Annotated in this window: 20 protein-coding genes; 9 read left to right on the forward strand and 11 right to left on the reverse strand. The window is 37.5% G+C overall.

The genetic code is table 11. The features are described from left to right. The first annotated feature begins 166 nt into the window (after positions 1-166). The 6 genes from HC179_RS15530 (at position 167) to HC179_RS15555 (ending at position 5,972) form a co-directional block, all read left to right on the forward strand. Positions 167-451: a four-helix bundle copper-binding protein gene (locus HC179_RS15530; RefSeq protein WP_168865249.1), complete on the forward strand. Its 285-nt coding sequence runs from the start codon at positions 167-169 to the stop codon at positions 449-451. 184 nt (positions 452-635) lie between these two features. Then, positions 636-1,991, forward strand: coding sequence for a sensor histidine kinase (locus tag HC179_RS15535; protein ID WP_223490606.1), 1,356 nt, complete (start codon positions 636-638; stop codon positions 1,989-1,991). Continuing rightward, positions 1,992-2,687, forward strand: a complete 696-nt coding sequence (locus tag HC179_RS15540; protein ID WP_168865128.1) for a response regulator transcription factor — start codon at positions 1,992-1,994, stop codon at positions 2,685-2,687. 21 nt (positions 2,688-2,708) lie between these two features. Beyond that, positions 2,709-3,641: a F510_1955 family glycosylhydrolase gene (locus HC179_RS15545; protein WP_168865129.1), complete on the forward strand. Its 933-nt coding sequence runs from the start codon at positions 2,709-2,711 to the stop codon at positions 3,639-3,641. Next, positions 3,634-4,284, forward strand: coding sequence for a hypothetical protein (locus HC179_RS15550; RefSeq protein WP_168865130.1), 651 nt, complete (start codon positions 3,634-3,636; stop codon positions 4,282-4,284). The genes HC179_RS15545 and HC179_RS15550 overlap by 8 nt, the downstream gene beginning before the upstream one ends. A gap of 122 nt (positions 4,285-4,406) precedes the next feature. Then, a complete protein-coding gene (locus HC179_RS15555; protein ID WP_168865131.1) occupies positions 4,407-5,972 on the forward strand; it encodes a multicopper oxidase family protein in 1,566 nt (521 codons plus the stop codon). Between the two features lie 102 nt (positions 5,973-6,074). Here HC179_RS15555 and HC179_RS15560 read toward each other — a convergent pair whose 3' ends face one another. Further along, positions 6,075-6,791 (reverse strand): YwmB family TATA-box binding protein, encoded by a 717-nt coding sequence (locus tag HC179_RS15560; protein WP_223493679.1) that lies wholly within the window; start codon positions 6,789-6,791, stop codon positions 6,075-6,077. A 160-nt stretch (positions 6,792-6,951) separates the two neighbouring features. Between HC179_RS15560 and lgt the strand changes: the two genes are divergently transcribed. Next, entirely contained in the window at positions 6,952-7,770 is an 819-nt protein-coding gene (lgt, locus tag HC179_RS15565; RefSeq protein ID WP_168865133.1) for a prolipoprotein diacylglyceryl transferase, read from the forward strand. 54 nt (positions 7,771-7,824) lie between these two features. On the opposite strand, the gene HC179_RS15570 is transcribed toward lgt, so the two are convergent. The 7 genes from HC179_RS15570 to HC179_RS15600 form a co-directional block, all read right to left on the reverse strand. Continuing rightward, entirely contained in the window at positions 7,825-8,409 is a 585-nt protein-coding gene (locus HC179_RS15570; RefSeq protein WP_168865134.1) for a YdhK family protein, read from the reverse strand. 137 nt (positions 8,410-8,546) lie between these two features. Beyond that, positions 8,547-9,854, reverse strand: a complete 1,308-nt coding sequence (locus tag HC179_RS15575) for a murein hydrolase activator EnvC family protein (RefSeq protein ID WP_168865135.1) — start codon at positions 9,852-9,854, stop codon at positions 8,547-8,549. 344 nt (positions 9,855-10,198) lie between these two features. Next, entirely contained in the window at positions 10,199-11,356 is a 1,158-nt protein-coding gene (gene spoIIP / locus HC179_RS15580; protein WP_223490608.1) for a stage II sporulation protein P, read from the reverse strand. Between the two features lie 173 nt (positions 11,357-11,529). Continuing rightward, entirely contained in the window at positions 11,530-11,859 is a 330-nt protein-coding gene (locus HC179_RS15585) for a hypothetical protein (RefSeq protein WP_168865136.1), read from the reverse strand. Positions 11,860-11,945: 86 nt separating this feature from the next. Continuing rightward, the gene (locus HC179_RS15590) at positions 11,946-13,379 is read right to left on the reverse strand and encodes an MATE family efflux transporter (protein WP_168865137.1); all 1,434 of its coding nucleotides are present in this window, start codon (positions 13,377-13,379) and stop codon (positions 11,946-11,948) included. 72 nt (positions 13,380-13,451) lie between these two features. After that, positions 13,452-14,330: a hypothetical protein gene (locus HC179_RS15595; protein WP_223490613.1), complete on the reverse strand. Its 879-nt coding sequence runs from the start codon at positions 14,328-14,330 to the stop codon at positions 13,452-13,454. A gap of 156 nt (positions 14,331-14,486) precedes the next feature. Continuing rightward, complete coding sequence (locus HC179_RS15600) at positions 14,487-14,870, reverse strand: hypothetical protein (RefSeq protein ID WP_168865138.1); 384 nt, start codon at positions 14,868-14,870, stop codon at positions 14,487-14,489. Positions 14,871-15,074: 204 nt separating this feature from the next. On the opposite strand from HC179_RS15600, the gene HC179_RS15605 reads away from it, so the two are divergent. Then, entirely contained in the window at positions 15,075-15,758 is a 684-nt protein-coding gene (locus HC179_RS15605) for a multicopper oxidase domain-containing protein (protein ID WP_223490615.1), read from the forward strand. On the opposite strand, the gene HC179_RS15610 is transcribed toward HC179_RS15605, so the two are convergent. From HC179_RS15610 to HC179_RS15620, 3 genes are all read right to left on the reverse strand, one after another. Continuing rightward, a complete protein-coding gene (locus HC179_RS15610; protein ID WP_223490616.1) occupies positions 15,669-16,421 on the reverse strand; it encodes a C39 family peptidase in 753 nt (250 codons plus the stop codon). The genes HC179_RS15605 and HC179_RS15610 overlap by 90 nt on opposite strands. Before the next feature lie 229 nt (positions 16,422-16,650). Continuing rightward, positions 16,651-16,959 (reverse strand): hypothetical protein, encoded by a 309-nt coding sequence (locus tag HC179_RS15615; protein ID WP_168865140.1) that lies wholly within the window; start codon positions 16,957-16,959, stop codon positions 16,651-16,653. Between the two features lie 218 nt (positions 16,960-17,177). Next, complete coding sequence (locus HC179_RS15620; protein WP_168865044.1) at positions 17,178-17,366, reverse strand: hypothetical protein; 189 nt, start codon at positions 17,364-17,366, stop codon at positions 17,178-17,180. A gap of 193 nt (positions 17,367-17,559) precedes the next feature. Here HC179_RS15620 and HC179_RS15625 point away from each other — a divergent pair, with 193 nt between their 5' ends. Next, positions 17,560-18,513, forward strand: a complete 954-nt coding sequence (locus HC179_RS15625) for an arsenic resistance protein (protein WP_168865141.1) — start codon at positions 17,560-17,562, stop codon at positions 18,511-18,513. The last annotated feature ends 42 nt before the right edge of the window (positions 18,514-18,555 follow it).

Raw genomic sequence — 18,555 nt, forward strand, 5'->3', positions numbered from 1 at the left:
TGCTGTAGTTTTACAATACTGTGCAGATAATAAGGATTTTTATTTTTAAGTATTAGGAAGTTAGCTGGAGGGGTACACCATTAATGTTTAATAAATCTTGAAAGGAGTTTTTCCATTGTTAATTAAAAATGAATATCAAGAATGTTTGGACGCCTGCTTGGCCTGTATGGAAGCCTGTAATTTTTGTTTTAATGCTTGTTTAAACGAGAATGATGTAAAAATGATGGCTGCCTGTATCCGACTAGATCGCTTATGTGCAGATACTTGTAGTCTTGCAGCGACAGCTATTCAATCAGATAGCCCATTCAAGGAAGAAATCTGCAGATTATGTGCCGAAATCTGTGCTGCCTGTGGAGAAGAATGTAGTAAACACACACACGAACATTGCCAAATTTGTGCGGACGCATGTTTTCGATGTGCAGAAGCTTGCAGAAGAATGATTACTGCATAATGTACTTTTTAAGACACGCCACTTATTGGCGTGTTTTTAATTTTGTTTTTTCCACTCACTACCCCTATAATACATACATCCAATTCAGTTAATAATGACAATTTTTTTGTTGCTTTCTGTCAATCTGCAAACTTTCTCGATAATTTCCGGATATTCTAAAACTATTACAAAGTAGGTGATGTACTTGAAGTTCTCAACCAAGCTAGGGCTTTGGTTCTTCTTTTGTATTTTAATTATTGAAACTGGTTCCATGCTTTTCCTTCATCAAAATGTCGTTCAATCCCTCGTTGATAATGAATTGAAGTCATTATCGGCAAGAGGAGATAGCCATCGAGATGTTCTGGAAGAATCTTTTATCGACAATACACTTCAACATATCGTATTAATGGAATCGAAAACCGATACGGAAGTGGTGATAACAGACCAAAGTGGAAATGTTATCGAATCTTCCATTGCCATCAATGACGAAATCACCTCCATTATTTTGCCAAGTACGCATGAAGATATGATCATTGAAGCAGATTGGGAGTCACAATCCTATATAGCCACTGCATCCCCATTCAGTTCGAATAGTGGGGTTAGGGGAACTGTCTTTATGCTAAAAAGCACTAACCAAATGAAAAGCTTGATTACCAACTTAAACCACCATTTCGGGATTGCTGTTATCATTATTTTATTTTTCCTGGTAATTACGAACCTCATCTTAGTGAAGCTTTTAACCAAACCCTTAGTATCCATGAAAGAAGCAACAAAGCGAATCAATGAAGGAGACTTCACGGTAACCCTTCCTGTGAAATCCAAAGATGAAATTGGAGAGTTGGCGAAATCCATTAAAACATTGGCAAGTAACCTAAACTACTTGCAACAGGAGCGAAAAGAATTTTTGGCAAGTATATCCCATGAGCTACGGACTCCACTCACCTATATCATCGGTTATGCTGATATTGGTCAAAAGCATAATTTAACGGATACTCAAAGGAATGAATATCTGAAGATTATTCATGAAGAATCGATTCGAGTATCAAACCTACTTGAGGATTTGTTCGAATTAGCCAATATGGATCAGAATTCTTTTTCGATTGCAAAGGAAGAAATCCAACTAGGGAAATTCTTGCAGACTATTTTTGAGAAGACTTATCCCGTATTCTCCAATTCCGGCATTGGTCTAAAGTTTAACTGCAAACAGAACTGCTTCGTGAATATAGATCCTTTGCGATTTGAACAAGTAGTACAGAATATATTGGACAATGCACTGAAGTATTCAGACAGAGGGACCACAACCATCGAATTAAGCAAAAAGGATAATATCTGCATACTCTCCATCTCTGACGAAGGTAAAGGAATTCCTGATGATCAAATCCCATATATATTTGATCGCTTATTCCGAGTGGAAAAATCCCGATCTCGCCTTACAGGTGGAGTTGGTCTTGGGTTATCCATCGTAAAGGAAATTGTAGATGCCCATGATGGGGAGCTGAAGGTGAACAGTGAAATTGGTGTAGGTACAACTGTATCGATTCTATTAAAGGAGGCAAAATAGATGAAACAAATACTACTGATAGATGACGAACAAAGAATGCTAGACCTTTTATCCCTCTATTTAACCCCGCACGGGTTTACCTGCATCAAAAAGACTACTGCTTTGGAGGGGATTCTGTTTCTGAGTGATCATGAAGTGGACCTCATTATTCTTGATGTCATGATGCCAACCATGGACGGTTGGGAAGCATTAGCTGCAATCCGAGACTTTAGTAAAACACCTATAATCATGCTCACAGCTAGAAATGATGACACCGATATGATAAAGGGCTTAAAGAACGGTGCAGACGATTACATTTCCAAGCCATTTAATGAAGATGTGCTTGTAGCAAGGATTGGAGCTGTGCTCCGTCGATCGGCCACAGAAGGGCCAACGGAAAAGCCATTACACTTCAAAGGTTTATCACTTGACTCTCTTTCTTACAAATTATCATATAATGGACAGCCTATTTCCATTACACCAAAAGAATTTGCCTTACTGGAGCTATTTTTAAAGTATCCGGATAAGGTCTTTTCACGGGACCATTTACTTTCTACACTTTGGGAATTGAAAGCAGAGACGGAAAACCGCACCATTGACTCCCATATTCGGAATCTTAGAGAAAAACTGCGACAAGTTGGTTTTAATGTGGACAGGCATTTAAAAACCATTTGGGGAGTTGGGTATAGGTGGAATGATAAATTTGAATCGAATTAGTAAATCCATGGAGGTTTAGAGATGAACAAGATAAAGAATTTTATTATGATAACAGTTATAAGTATGCTAGTTGTTGGATGTTCAACTAAAGAGCAAAATAAAAATAATGACTACTTTATAGAGGCAAAGGAAGAAACCATAAATCATATCCACGGGATTGGTTACTTGGGTGATGAGAAAGACTTAATTCTAGCAACCCATCATGGCCTTTTACGCTTTTCTGAAGGAAAATGGTACAAGACTAGTAAAAATAATCATGATTATATGGGATTCCAAGCAACAGATGAGCAATTTTTTTCCAGCGGCCACCCTGAGCTAGATTCCGACTTAAAAAATCCCTTAGGGCTTATTAAAAGTAGTGATCAAGGTGCTACCTTAGAAAGAATTGCTTTTTATGGGGAAATTGACTTCCACTATCTTGCGGCCGGATATAAGAGTCAAACATTGTACGTTTTTAATGAGCACGAAAATTCCCTGAAACAAGGTCTTCATTATTCGGTAGATCAAGGGGAAACATGGGAAGCTAGTTCCATGAAAGGAATATCTGCCAATGCCATCGGAAATATAGCTGCACACCCTACTTCTTCAGAGGATGTTGCTATCTCCACCAATAAAGGATTATTTATTTCTTCTAACTTTGGTAATGAATTCAAGTTGCTAACCAGCTCAAATTCTGTGACAACAGTGGAATATCAGGAGGACAGTCTGATTTACTTTATCCTAGAAAATAATGAAACCAAATTAGTAAAGTACAATTTTAAAAATGAAATAACTGACGAGTTGTCCCTACCTGAAGGGATTTCCAGTAAAAATCCCATTATGTTCATTGCCACTAATCCAGAGAATAGGTCAGAAATAACAGCCATCTCCTTGAATAATGACATTTATCAGTCCAACAATACTGGAGAAAGCTGGAATACATTAGTTGAAAAAGGTAACGTCTCTAATGAATAGAAGCCGTAAGCATATTGTTATCGGAGTCTGTTCCTTTTTGCTAAGTTATCTGATCGTACAAACCAGAAATGAATGGGCTCCCCTGCATGCTTGGAACCGTGCATTCGCAGATGTATCCTTATTCATGCTTGGACTTGTCATGGTTATAGGGCCAATCGTACGTATCCTCCCAGTCTTGAAGGGGCTGGTTGCATGGCGAAGATCGTTAGGGGTATGGTCTGGAATTCTTGCGCTTATTCATACGATTATCATTCTAGATGGATGGGTTGAATGGGATTTTACACGATTGTTTTTCATTTTCACTCCATTTGGTCAAGAATGGGTATTGCATCCTGGTTTCGCACTCGCTAATGCAATCGGAATAATTGCGGTGCTATACTACCTTATACTAATGATTACATCGAACAATCTGAGTATTAAAGTATTAGGTAATTCAGCCTGGAATTATTTACAGAGTAAAACAAGCACTCTTTATCTTTTGGTTTTGTTGCATACTCTTTATTTTTTGTATTTTCACAAACCGGAAAATCCTAACTGGATGAAAGGTCCTTTTATAGCCATTATTGTTTTGATTTTCTTATTTCAAATAGCAGGATTTGCATGGACCATTCGAAATAGAATCAAAAAAAAAGTAAACAAATAAAACTTGTTTACTTTTTTTATTGGACTGTCACAAATTGTTACTTTTTCTAATAATGGAATTCCATAATTTCTGCAATCATTTTTGATAACATTCTCCTTGAAACTACTTAAGGAGGAATAATCATGAAACTAAAGCTGATAGCTTTACTATCTTTTACGGTAATATTTTTGGCGGCATGTTCGGATATGAGTAACATGGATCATGGTGAAATGAATATGAGTGATTCTTCAACTGAACAAGAGAAAGAAAAACTCCCTGAAACAAAAACTACCTCAACTGAAGTATTCTCTGAGAATGAAATAACATTGGTTGCAAAAGAGGCAGCTCATCAATTAAACAATAGTACAGTGGTAAACGCCTGGACCTTTAATGGTTCTGTTCCTGGTTCTCAAATACGTGTTCAGGAGGGCGAAGATATAACAATTCATCTAAAAAACGAACTTAAAGATCCTGTTTCCATTCATTGGCATGGCCTTCCTATCCCAAATGCAATGGATGGAATTCCCGGTGTGACCCAAAACGCTGTTCAGCCTGGCGAGACCTTTACCTATAACTTTACTGCCACAGTTACCGGGACATACATGTACCATACACATCAAGACGGTGTCAATCAACTTGATAAGGGCCTATACGGTTCTTTCATTGTAGAACCTGCTAATAAGACATATGACAGAGATTACTCATTAATGTTGGACGAGTGGATGAGTGACCCTAAAGGCTCTTCCATGAGTGATATGGAAGACATGGACCATGGAAAAATGAATGATAAAGAAAAAGAAAATCAGGACAGTTCAATGTCCATGGAGGGCATGGGCCATAACATGGACGGCTACGACATCTTCACCATTAACGGAAAAAGCGAAGATTTGATTGAGCCGTTAAAAGTGAAAGAAGGGGAAAAAGTTCGAATACGGCTTGCGAACATAGGGTTCATGTCACATAAAATACACCTTCATGGGCATCAATTTAAAGTAGTAGCAATTGATGGTCAGGAACTGAACGCTCCACAAGAACTAGAAAATCAATTATTGTCTATTGCACCTGGTGAGAGGTACGATATTGAATTCATTGCTGACAATCCAGGTGTTTGGTACCTTGAATGCCATGGGGAAATGACAGGAACAGAAGGAATGAAAACAAAAATACAATACGAAGGATATACGGAATCCAAAGATAAGCCAAATCCAAAAGAAAAACTACCTGAGTTTAACTTTAATGACTATGGTGAAGCAAAAAGTGGATTTTTTGAGATGAACCAACAGTACGATCTGGAGTACACGATGAATTTAGATACCGAGATGGAAAAGAAGGAGATGGTGTATACCATCAACGGAAAAACTTTTCCTGAAACAGAGAATATCATAGTAAAAGAAGGAGACAATGTCAAAGTGAAATTGGTCAACAATTCAGCCACAGATGACCATCCTATGCACCTTCATGGCCAATTTTTCCAAGTACTAAGCAAAAACGGAAAACCAATAGAAGGATCTCCAGTCATTAAAGACACCATCAATGTAAAACCCGGTGAAGAATATGAAATCGCATTTAAAGCAGATAATCCAGGAAACTGGCTCTTCCATTGCCATGATTTGCACCATGCCGCAGCTGGAATGGTGACTCAAGTAAAATATGAGGGTTTTAAACCTGATTTCAATCCAGATCCAGAAGCGAATAATAAACCAGAGTAAAATTACCACAACTCATAAGGATACCAAAGCCTCTTTCACCACGAAAGAGGCTTTGGTTATGCCTGTCTGGCGGAAAACTAGATGTAAAAATATATTTTTCTCCTAGTATTCTTCTGTAATGATAGGAATTCCGATTGTAATTTGTAAGTTTGAATTGGACGGTTCCCTTCTTAAAGCCACTTGAAGATTAAATCGCTTATTGTTGGTGGAAGGTAAACTGAAAGCCCAATCCTTGTTAAAGGCTGACACCGAAACAAGGTTTTTTTCTTCAAGCCCTTCCACTTTATCAGCAGATAGGTTTTCCAAAAGTAAATTTGCTTTTACATTTAAATCCGAGTTGATATCAACATCTAATAAACTTCCCTTCACTGTAAAGTATATACTGTTCTTCAATTCAATATCATTAACGAAGCTTCTATAATCCTTTTCTGACCATCCTCCTCTTGTATAACTGTAAGTCTGTACTACTTGATATGAATGATCCTCCTTATAAGCCGTAACCGTTATTCTTTCCCTTTCGATGTCACTCTTCATATTAGTTCCTACAATTAAATAATGATGATCCTGTTCCATGTCGGTGGACCATTCGAATTTTGTGTAATCTTTCTTTAACTTCGCTTCTATTTCCTTGATTACATCCAAATTATTTACATTAAGTTCCTCACGGGAATAAATCGTCCACTCATGTATTATTACTCCCTGATTTTTAAGTATGTTAATAGTAGATAATAACTTATCCTTTTCATCCATGGATTCCCTATATTGACTATCTATTACCATGAAACCAGCTATAAAAATAAGAATAATGTATAAAAGCATTTTCACGATTCCATTTCACCTCCCGATTATAACCCTGCTTATAAATAAATTTAAGCAGATAAATATTCGTTGAATTTCTGTTACAAATAATGCACAAATTCTGGACAAGTTTTCGCTAAACTTAATTGATTAAATCTTGATAGAATAGGAGCTTCCAGATATGAATTCTTTACAGGCTATAGATAGAGTAGCATTCGAAATTGGACCATTTACAATCTATTGGTACGGAATAATTATTGGGATTGGAGTACTTCTAGGTTGGTACCTTGCAACCCAAGAGGCAAAGAAATTAGGGTTGAGTAAGGAAATATTTTCAGATCTACTAATTTGGGCAATTCCTATCGCAATTGTCAGTGCAAGATTATATTATGTCGCATTCAATTTGGATTATTATTTAGATAATCCAGGAGATATCTTTGCGATATGGCAAGGTGGTATCGCCATACATGGTGCTCTGCTTGGAGGTGTCATAGTTGCTTATATATACACCCGAAAAAAGCGTGTTTCCTTTTGGCAATTAGCAGATATAGCAGCCCCTAGCATCATTTTAGGTCAAGCAATTGGAAGGTGGGGGAACTTTATTAACCAAGAAGCACACGGTACTGAAGTTTCACGATCCTTTTTGGAGGGGTTATATCTCCCTAATGTCATCACGAATCAAATGTTTATTGCGGGAGCCTACTACCATCCCACATTTTTGTATGAATCACTTTGGAATTTAGCTGGATTTGGTGTTTTGTTATTTTTGAGAAGACTCCCCATCAAAAGAGGTGAAATTTTTCTCTCTTACTTGATTTGGTACTCATTCGGAAGATTCTTTGTTGAGGGTTTAAGGACAGATAGCCTTATGATAGGAGAGGTCCTAAGGACAGCCCAGATTCTTTCCTTATTAATCATTCTTCTTGCCATTTTTCTAATTTGGTTCAGAAGAAAAAGTGGCTATGCAAAAATTCTTTATCTTAATGATTACAGAAAATAACTTTTTCCATAAAAAATAGCTTGTAGTATAACGCTACAAGCTATTTTTATGGCTTTATTCTTCTGATGATAATTCACTTTCTGTTACCCACTTATGATTGGTTACTTCCTCTCCACTGTCTTTCAAAGTGAAGTCTACCATATAAACGGTGGTTTGTTCCGCTGAATCAATAACTGCAGTTGCACCCTCCATACCTTCCATATGTTCAGCTTCTACCTTTACTTCAGCACCAGCTTCATAAGGTTCTTCCTGTCTATCCGCTATCTCTTCGTGGATGATCCATTTATGATCTTCGACTCTTTCTCCACCATCGGTTGGGTCATAAGATATGGTATATACCGTTGTATCATATGCTCCAACAATCGTAGCTTCTGCACCTTCCATACCTGGCATGTGAGCCTCAGTAATAACCGCTGTACTTCCAACTGGGAATGCAGGACTTTCTGCTTCCTCCAGTCCTTCAGGGACTTCACCGGAACCGGACATATCCATTCCGGAATGGTCCATTCCGGAGTGTTCACCTTCTGAATTTTTCTCTTCATTTTCGTTTGAAGCTGTATCGTTTCCGTTATTCGAGCATGCAGATAATACTAGCAATCCAGCAAGAGCACCAAACAATATTAGCTTTTTCCAACTCATTTTTGTTTCCTCCTCCAAAATTAATATAATTATTATACCCAGAAAATTTGCAGAAATTATGGACTTACTCGATTTCATTCTATATTTCACAAAAAATTAAAGATCCAGTTAAGCAACCTTTAACTTCTTCCATAAACTTAGAAAGAAATGTATTTCCTCGGGTTCACCGCATTCGATTTGGCATTATTCCAATTACCTTCATGCAGCTCGAAGTGAAGGTGGTTTCCAAAAGAATAACCTGTGTTGCCCATTCCTCCTAGATACTCCCCTTTTTCCACATATTGTCCTTGACTGACAGAAAGATTATCCATATGAGCATACACGGAAGTATAAGTCTGTCCATTAACACTATGTGTAATGATTACCCAATTTCCATAAGAACTACTATAAGATGCATTTGTTACATAGCCATCAGCAACAGCTACAATTGAAGTTCCTCTTGGTGCAGCAATATCTATTCCATAATGGTAACGGGGTTGACCATTTAATACATCATATCCAAATTCAGTAGTAAATACCCCATTTGTAGGGGCAGTCCATACTCCTTCACTGACAGGAATATGAACTGGGCTATTTACCTGTTGTGGTTTAGAAGTTGCTACTTTTTGCTTTTGTTCTTCTGCAGCTTTCCTTTCTCGTTCCTTTTGCCTTGCTAATTCAACTAATCGCTCCTGCTCAGCTATAATGCTCTCTTCAATACCTTTCTCTAACTCGTACAATTCATTGCTCTTTTCTTCAAGGTCAACCTGCATTTGTTCTATTTTTTTCTGTTGAGCTGTAAGACTGTTGATAAGTTCATTTTTTTGTTCCTTTTGTGAACCTAAACTTGCAATAAACTTATCTAGTTCTTTCTTTTGAGTTTCCAAATTTACTAATTCTTCCCGTACTTCTTTTTCTTTTTGTGTTAATGAATCCTGTTCTTTCTTTTGTTCGTCAATTATATCGCGGTCTGCCTGTACGAGTGTACTTACTGCTGTTAATCGATTTATGAGGTCAGCAAAGTTCTCAGAATTCAAAATAACTTCTAGATAGTTATTATATCCTCCGTTTGTTTGAAAGGCACGAGCCCGATCTTCTAATAACGCTGCCCTCTTTTCCAGCTTTTCTTTCAGTACCTCTATGTCTTTTGTCAACTTTAAAATATTTTCATTCGTTTCTTTAATATTTCCATTTACGGATTTTATTTCTTTATCCGTATTGGATATTTCCATGTCTAACTTTTTAATTTGGGCTGTCAAGTCATTCTGTTGAGCTATAATACTATCAATTTTTTTATTATTGTTCTCGATACTTCTATCAATTGACTGACGTTCTTGCTGAACATCCTGTTTTTTCTGCTTTAAACTATCAATCTCTTCAGCTGAAGTGGAGTGAGGAAAAAAAGCATTACTAACTGACAATAATGCAACTACAAAATATCCAAGAAACCTTTTATTTTTATTCATTTGAAAACTCCTGTTATAATTATTTCCTCTTCCTATGTATGGATAGCAAATTAATGAGGATTCGAATGCATTTTGTGTCGAAAAACAGAATCTATTATCGAACTTCCTTATCTTAACACTGTCTAGTGCTTAGTAGATAACCGTTGTCTTACAAATTCTTCTCATGCTAGTAACATTTTCTAGCATTTTTTGTGCAGAAAAAAACAGTCTCTTAGCGCAGGCTAAAAAACTGTTGTCTCTATCATAAATTTCCTATATATATTTTCTCAGTTTAAACTAGTATATATTAGAATACATTATCAGCAAACATATACTATACTCAATTCTTGGTATACCTTCGTATGTTAAAAATCACCAACATCTTTATCTTCCCAAACCAGTTCACTAAAATACTTAGCAAATACTTCCACAGAATTATCTAACTCCACCATAGTATTATCTACTCCCCCTACTTCTAGTAGAATAGATCTATCGGATAAATCTTGGTTATAAATCCCGTCACCTTCGGATTTATTCTTTATAACTACACCTCTACTTAAACCCGGAAAGTGTTCTTCTATAGCATAGTGGAGATTACTTGCGAAATCCAGATTCTCCTTGAAATTTTTATTCTCTTCTCCAACAATAAACAATAGTTTAGCGTAATCTTTACCATTTATTTTAATATGAGTTTTATCTTTTCTTACAGAATCTCTGTGAATATCAATCAAATATTTGAGTTCATTATTGGAACTTAATACTTCTTCAACCACCTCTCTTGAGTACTGATATGAGTTATAATAATTCCAGCCCCGTGAAAGTAATTGTTCAGTTACATTAGTAGTGTTATGTTTGGCGACTATTCCATGACTTAATAACTTCCCTTTTAGCATATTTCCTACAGCTATAACGTTAACTTTAGAATTATTACTTGTTGCCTCATCAGGTGTTTTGGCACCCTTTAACAAAGGTAAAAATGATTCCCAACTATGCGATTGATAAATGTAAACTAATTCCTTTTCATTCGTTTTTTCTGGTGCAGGAGGTGGAGATATTTCTTCTTCTATTTCTTCTAATTGTTCATGTGCAATTTCCCTCTCCTTCAATAATACTTCCATGGGAGGAGAGGATTCATGTGGAAGAGTAGTATAGTTCGTCCCTTCTCCTGCAATATGTATCCTGTAGTCAAATGCATAAAAGCCTGGAATTTCATTTCCTAACAAACTCCTGACATCATTAGGTTTAATATTAGTGGCTAATTGAAATATCATACTTTGAATCGGTATTTTATCTACCTCTACTCCTTTTCCAATCATATAATGATTTTGGCTTTGAAGTGCACTTAAAAAAATATTTGTATTATTTATCTTGTATAACCAAGTGCCAATAATTTCTGAAGAAAGCTTATTTGTAAAAGCAGTACTTATTACAGTTACCAATAAAAGCGATATGATGATAGACAAAAAAGTACTATTTAAATAGAAGACCAAAATATTATTAGATGAACGTTTAGTAGAATTCATTTTAGCTCCCTCCTCATTCTAGTATTTATCCTATGAATGAAGCAGTTAAAATAGAAGGAGATAATGTATGCTTAGGAAAATAGTTACTATATACTGAAAAGGATGATACGATTAAAGTATCTTTACCTTTAATCGTATCATCCTGATATTTATTCATGACAAGTTGAGAACTATTAATAATTATTAACTGACTTAGAAAGTTGAGCATTACGGGTTCTCGGATCGCAATCTGCAACTTTATCTTTTGTGCTAGATACCCAGCGGTCTTTGTTAAAACGAGTCCATAGAACAATTGCTCTAAAGACTATATCAATTCCAATAGCTATCCAAACGCCTGCCAAGCCCATTTCTAGCACTATCGCAAGAAGGTAGACTGTCCCAGTTCTTATAAGCCACATGCCTATGATGGTCAGATACATAGGATACTTTGTGTTGTTTGCACCTTGATATGCACCTGTTAATATTTCCTGCAATTTGGTGAACAGCAAAAGTATTAGTTCCAAGTGCAAAAACACTTGCAAAAGCTGCCCCGACAATTCCATATGCAGGAATGAACCAGAATCCAACTATTAAGAAGACTGTATGCTTGTTAATAGTTATTTGCGCAAGCTGACATGGTTTCTTTTGTTGTTTGAGGGTGACAGTGCGATTCTGGTTCTGGTGCCTTTTCGAGTGCCATCCATTTTCCCCGTTTAAATTGTATTGCCAATACTATTGCACGAAATGCTATATCTGCTCCTATCGCTATCCAAACTCCCGCGAGTCCCCAGCCCAGCTTGATTCCAAGAAGATAGACAAGTACGGTTCGTACCGCCCACATCCCGAATCCAGTAAGGTACATCGGGAATTTCGTGTTGTTTGCCCCCTGGAATGCTCCTGTAAGCACCATTAATACAGCGAGGAATGGCTGGAACATACCCGAAATCTTTAGTGCGGTACCTATATCATCAATAACTTGCTGTTCGTCGGTAAAAAATCTGCCAGCCCAGTCACCGAGGAAGAAGAGCAAGGCACCGAGCAGGGTCATCGCTCCTACTGTGAGATAGGTGGATAGTTTGGCATAATGCCTGGCTTCTTCAAGATTGCCCGCACCGATTTGCTGGCCAACCAAAATTGTGGCTGCTGTAGCAAATCCATATGCAATCATATAGGAAAATACTTCGACATTGCCGGCAATCTGGTGGGCGGCAAATGCATTGGTACCAAGGGCAACAACGAAACCGAAATAAACAATTTGGCCGGCACGCATGACCAGTCTCTCGCCTGCAGCCGGTGCTCCAAGGGTAGTCAGTTCCATCAGATGTGTCCTGTCAATACGCCAGTAATCTCTTCTGAAGGTAAGAGTTGCTGTTCTATTGACATAGTAAAATAATGCAATGCTGCCGATTAATCTAGAAATGACGGTTGCGATCCCTGCTCCAACGATGCCCATTTCAGGTATGAACAAAAATCCGAATATGAGGACATAATCCAGAACGGCATTCACAATATTGATGACAATACTGACCTTCATTGGGGATTTTGTATCGCCTGCTCCTCTAAGAATAGCGCTTAATACAAACATGAAACTCATCACAATCGACGGGATTCCAACAATCCTAAAATATAGAGCCCCTGCCTCTAAAACTTCCGCTTCTATCCCCATCAGTTTTAGCAGCGGTTCAGCGAAAATCCAGGTAATAATTCCTGTTAAGATGCCAAATATGGCAGCAAGAACGATTGATTGCTGTGAAATATGCCTTGCTTTTTCCGGAAGGTTAGCACCAAGGAAGTTTGCAATCCTTACATTGGCTGCTACCCCAATTGCCATAAATAACGCAAAATATATCGCAAGAACTGCATTGGTGACCCCTACCGCCGAAACTTCTGCCAGACCGATTTTTGATACAAAGTATGTATCGACAAAGCCGAGGACCGTCTGGAAAAAATTTTCGATGACTGCTGGAATAGCCAGTATCGTAATGATTTTCAGTCGTCCTTTGTTCGTTTGCGGCCTGTCAATTTTCCCTTCAATCTCCTTCACGTTTGTACCTCCTTTCTAGAAAATTGAACAATAGCACACAATCCTGTGTGCCATTGCTGAAACTGATGCCTATTACTTGACTTCAATCACAAAAGGCACCGTATAAAGTTTTTGTTTGTACTTGAACTGCCCCCAAATTTTATACAATCCACCTTGGGGAAAGCTGGTCATATACTCGACATTTGGTCCTTTTTCGTTTTCATCTACTGGGTGAACATGGAGAAATTCATTCATATCCTCACTGACAATCACGACATGTCCTGCAGAACCAAGATAGGGTTCAAGTTCAGTAATTGGGTTTCCTTCCTTATCATTTAGGGTGAAAATCAAACTTATATGCTCATCTACTTGCGCTTCTGGGAGAATCAGCTCGATTGTCAGGTCGTCTATCTCCTTTTTCAAAAGCTTATCAGGAACCACCTCTTCCATTGTTTCCGAACCGTTTACGACAAGCTCATGAGACGCAAGCTGCTGATTTGCCCCCTCCGGCAGGAAATCTGCATATAATTTATATTCCCCTGCCTTTGGGAAGGTTGTCTTTACCTGAAATTTGCCTTTCCCACGATAATGCGGATGAAGATGCTGAAAAACAGACAAATCCTTTTTGATTGCCAGTAGGTGCATTTCTTTTTCATGCACAGCTAAAAAAGCCTCGATAACCTCCCCGGAGAAATCTTTGATGTTAATAAGAATTTCTGTTTCTTGACCAACTTTGACCGTAAGAGGGTTCGAGGTCCAATCAACCTGTATTTTTGATGACGTTGCCCCACCTTTAGGTTTGTTCTCGTGATGGTCGGTGTGGTCTTGATAGGAATCCACCATGCTATGTCCTTGATGATGTTCATAACTGACATGTGGTGCTCGACTAGTCTGGCTACTATCTCTTGTCATTCTTGCGGTCTGCCTGTTGTCATGATTGTTTACAGTACTATGATCATTTTTAGGATTCATCTCCCGACCTCCAATCAAAATCTATTCTTCCATCATATAACTGAAATGATTCATGACTTTCTTTTGTTCATCTGGCGTACCCATAGGCGTTACATCTGCTTCAATCTCTTTCAGGAATTCAGTAACCATATTTAGCAGTTGCCCTTGCTGAAGTGCCTATTCAATATGAGTCTGTTTGACCTGATGGTCCTTCATTTTAAGAGCTGAGAAGAAGTTCTCCTTCGCCATTGCCTCTGTTGAAACCTTAATCTCTAATGCGATATGCTTGTCCATCAGCTGTGACCCTCTAGATGTAGTTTCGAGCTGACCCTCCGGAAGCTCATCGAAATCCGGAAGCTTCTCAAAATCACTTTTGTCAGGATCGAGCATATCCATCATGATACGCACATGGCTTCTTAAAATCCCTACCTTAGTATTTAGCAATTCAAGTAATTTTTCTTCTTTTACTTCTCTTGCCATAAGCTTTACTTTCAATATCATGCCGTCATGGTTAGGTAGGTGAGTTGCTAGTAACCCTAAGTCAGATGCAGGTAATAGCATATTTTTATTCCTCCCTAATTTCTTTGGCTTTACTAGTTTCTACCCCAGGTTTCTTGAACTAAACTCCATAGAAAATGCATATTTGACTACAGTGAGCAGTATTGTTTGTAATTATAAACCGGCGCTTATAAAATACACAGCGAGGAATTGTGTATTTAAAAATAATGTCATGTAAAAGCTAGATAAGAATTAAAGGAGGTAAAAATGGTGAAAAAAATTGTTATGCCCGCACTTATCTTATTGATTCTGCTCATTGTGGGCGGCTGGTTTTTTATGAGGGTTTTTGGCGGCATGAACGGCAACATGCCTGGACAAGGGGGAGGAATGATGGATGATGGTATGATAGGTAACGATAACGGAGAGGTTGAAGATATGAAGAATGACTCATTCGCTGATGGAGGAACCTCTCTTCCCATTCCCCCCATCCTAAAAGATGAGAATCCGGACCCAGGAAAAGCAGAGTTCACTCTTGTTGCCCAAAAAGGAACCATGGAGTTTATAGAAGGCAAACCAACAGATACGTTTGGATATAATGGCGATTACCTAGGACCCGTGATTCGTGTAAAAACTGGAGATGATGTTTCGATCAAGGTGAAAAATGAGATTGATGAAGCAACCACTGTCCATTGGCATGGACTAGAAGTTGACGGCGACCAGGATGAAGGCCCTCATTCCGGTATCCAGCCTGGAACCACGTGGAATCCGCAATTCAAAATTGAACAAAATGCTGCTACATTATGGTATCATCCCCATCTGCTCCATGAAACTGGCGAACATGTATATAAAGGACTTGCTGGTCTATTTATAATTGATGATGAAGATAGTGAGAACCTGGACTATGACCTGCTTGCCCATTTGCTCCCAGTTCTTCTTAAAACTTCTGTATGATTCTTTCCTGTTTTTTATACCAGTGATAGGATCGTTAAAATATATATGGTCATCGTTGTATCCAGTAATTAGCACGGAATGTTCTTTGTAAGTGATTGATTCAGGTCCTAATGGCGTTATCCATTCCTCAAAATAAGATGCCGGCAGCTTTTTATAGGTTGTATTAATGATCACCCATATGGGAAGGTCCAAGGATAAATAGGTTTTAATTTCGGAAAAGTCAGCTCCCGTTATATCCTTTACTTTACCAGGTAAGTATTTTTCTGCCAGCTCAGCTATTGGTCTATGATAAACACCAAATCCGGGTTTCTTATAGGTATACATATCCCCAATATAGCCATCGTTTGGATGTCCCCAGTTAGGTACACCCTCTCTTTTCTCGAGCAACACCGGATTCTTCTTAATGCCTGAAGCTAATTCCATTTTATCCACATCAATATCATTGTATTGAAGTAACATTGCAAGACTAGTTACTTCACATTCTCGTGGAAGTTTGGGAAATTGTTTAACCACTGGTGCGTAAAGAAGCACTTTATCCTTTATTCTTATAATCAAATTTACCTTTATTGAGCCTTCATTTTCATTGCTTGGCCTACAACATTCCCCCCACACTTCATTTTCTTTGTTTATAATAAAAGTGACGGCCAATTGTCTTAGCTTCAAAAAATCGACCCCTTTCATTTTCGCTTCAAAATCCTACCTGTATACTGACTTAACTTATAATTCCAGATGTGGCCTTACGATTCCTACCTTATTCCAGAATCTGGCCCTAAAATAAAAAGTGAGCGCCAATTCTTCTTCAAGAATGGCGCCCGATTGCGGAAGAATTGAATTCAACATAACTTGTATTATGACCTTCAATTAAAGCTCCCAAATAGTTGAATAGTCCTCACTATCCTTCAAGAAGTTCCCTATAATAAAGTTCTTCTCCTTGAAACTCAACAAGTAACATTCCACTACCTTCTTCATCTATTGAATAAACTTTTGTCCCTTTTGGTAATTTAGTTGCACTAAGATTATTAAACAACAAGCTACTGGTAGTCTGTTTTTGAATTTTACCAACGTAGTTATCTTTAGAAAAAGATATATTCTCCCTATCATTTTCGAACCAACCCAAATTTGTCACATTGCTAAAAATTTTGCCGTCATACTCAATAATGTCTGCATCTTTGTTTTGTTTCAATACATCTCTGGCAGTCACTCTTCCCCCGTCAGCTACACCGCAACTAGTAAACATATATATTGCTAAAGTAGTTATAAATAACACTGCAATTAACGATTTATTTATTATATTCCCCTCCCATCTTCCGACGTATCTTCTTTAAGTAACCTCCCATAACTTGAACAAAGGGCGATTGCCATTCCCGCAAATGCTCCCAACTGTTGAAGATATACAATTAAGGAGTAACCTACTCCTTTTTAGCTGGCATTTGTCAGCCACCTTCTATACAAGTGAGACTTGAACTTCCAACAGTTGCATTTAATTCTTGCAGTAATGAAGGTAAACGGTTGCTTTGTAAGAGGTATATTATTTTTTATAAATATCTCTTCTGTTTCTACCCAAGCATCTGCAATTGCTTCAGGGGACATATTCGACTGTATTACCATTTCAACACCTACTTTTTACTTGACTATATCATTTCCTAGTGAATTAACCTGCACAGTTAGCCGAAGATTCTCTGACGAAATAAATGCAGAGCCGCTACTTGATCAGTAAACGCCCCTCTACTTTGATAAGCAAAACAGTCATGCTATGCTATGACTAATGTGCATTTTATTATTCTTTAGGTTGTGATACAGAATGAACTTACTTGAAAAACTATATACTCTTATTATTTTCTTAGCAGTGATTATTGATATAGGTTTAGGACAAGTAGAACTAATAAGTGAAAATGCAGAAAGGTTTATCTTTCCTTTATTAGTAGCAATGCTTTATATTACTTTCTTACAAATTCCTATTGAGCAAATAAAAAAAGCTTTTAAAAACATCAAGTTTACATACATTTCAGTCATCATAAACTTCATTTGGACACCTATCCTAGCGTGGCTGCTAGCGATGGCATTTTTAGGTGATAACCCAGCCTTGTATATTGGATTTATTATGCTGATGGTTACACCCTGCACTGATTGGTACTTGATATTTACAGGGATAGCAAAAGGAAATGTTGCATTATCAACTGCAATCTTACCATTAAACTTAATCTTACAAGTCATTTTGCTACCTATCTACCTTCTGGTTTTTGGCGGAACAACAGGTGTTATAGAGCTTTCGTTTCTAGTCGAAAGTATCTTAATTGTACTATTCATACCATTGATTTTAGCTTTTCTAACAAAATTGTTCTTGAGAAGTAAACAACAGTTAAGAAAAAATCTTATATCCAATCTCAGCGTGATGCCGATAATTTTTCTCAGCCTTGCAATTGTTGCTATGTTTGCTTCACAAGGCCAAATACTTTTTAATAATCTAGATTTAATGTGGCAAATTACCATCCCTATTCTTTTGTACTTTATTGTAAATTTCTTAGTTGGTCAGAAAATTGGACAGCTTATGAACTTTTCGAACTCCGACAGAACAAGTTTAAGCTTAACGACTTTAGCAAGAAACTCGCCAATCGCTTTAGCAATCGCTATGACTGCATTTCCAGACCAACCTTTAATAGCTTTAACATTAGTTATTGGACCATTATTGGAATTACCTATTCTGGCTATCATTACACAGATTTTATTATTTATTTCAAAAAATAAAAGTGCATAAACAACTAAAAAGCACACATCAATTTATTTTAATGATGTGTGC

The organism is Bacillus sp. RO1 (assembly GCF_012524115.1).
Lineage (GTDB): Bacteria > Bacillota > Bacilli > Bacillales > Bacillaceae_I > Sutcliffiella_A.

What these genes read in the sequence shown, in the direction of transcription:
- HC179_RS15530 (WP_168865249.1), top strand. Translation starts at nt 167, where the DNA reads ATGGAAGCCTGTAATTTTTGTTTTAATGCTTGTTTAAACGAGAATGAT.
- HC179_RS15540 (WP_168865128.1), top strand. Translation starts at nt 1,992, where the DNA reads ATGAAACAAATACTACTGATAGATGACGAACAAAGAATGCTAGACCTT.
- HC179_RS15545 (WP_168865129.1), top strand. Translation starts at nt 2,709, where the DNA reads ATGAACAAGATAAAGAATTTTATTATGATAACAGTTATAAGTATGCTA.
- HC179_RS15550 (WP_168865130.1), top strand. Translation starts at nt 3,634, where the DNA reads ATGAATAGAAGCCGTAAGCATATTGTTATCGGAGTCTGTTCCTTTTTG.
- HC179_RS15555 (WP_168865131.1), top strand. Translation starts at nt 4,407, where the DNA reads ATGAAACTAAAGCTGATAGCTTTACTATCTTTTACGGTAATATTTTTG.
- HC179_RS15560 (WP_223493679.1), bottom strand. Translation starts at nt 6,791, where the DNA reads ATGCTTTTATACATTATTCTTATTTTTATAGCTGGTTTCATGGTAATA.
- lgt (WP_168865133.1), top strand. Translation starts at nt 6,952, where the DNA reads ATGAATTCTTTACAGGCTATAGATAGAGTAGCATTCGAAATTGGACCA.
- HC179_RS15570 (WP_168865134.1), bottom strand. Translation starts at nt 8,409, where the DNA reads ATGAGTTGGAAAAAGCTAATATTGTTTGGTGCTCTTGCTGGATTGCTA.
- HC179_RS15575 (WP_168865135.1), bottom strand. Translation starts at nt 9,854, where the DNA reads ATGAATAAAAATAAAAGGTTTCTTGGATATTTTGTAGTTGCATTATTG.
- spoIIP (WP_223490608.1), bottom strand. Translation starts at nt 11,356, where the DNA reads ATGAATTCTACTAAACGTTCATCTAATAATATTTTGGTCTTCTATTTA.
- HC179_RS15595 (WP_223490613.1), bottom strand. Translation starts at nt 14,330, where the DNA reads ATGAATCCTAAAAATGATCATAGTACTGTAAACAATCATGACAACAGG.
- HC179_RS15600 (WP_168865138.1), bottom strand. Translation starts at nt 14,870, where the DNA reads ATGCTATTACCTGCATCTGACTTAGGGTTACTAGCAACTCACCTACCT.
- HC179_RS15605 (WP_223490615.1), top strand. Translation starts at nt 15,075, where the DNA reads ATGGTGAAAAAAATTGTTATGCCCGCACTTATCTTATTGATTCTGCTC.
- HC179_RS15620 (WP_168865044.1), bottom strand. Translation starts at nt 17,366, where the DNA reads ATGGTAATACAGTCGAATATGTCCCCTGAAGCAATTGCAGATGCTTGG.
- HC179_RS15625 (WP_168865141.1), top strand. Translation starts at nt 17,560, where the DNA reads ATGAACTTACTTGAAAAACTATATACTCTTATTATTTTCTTAGCAGTG.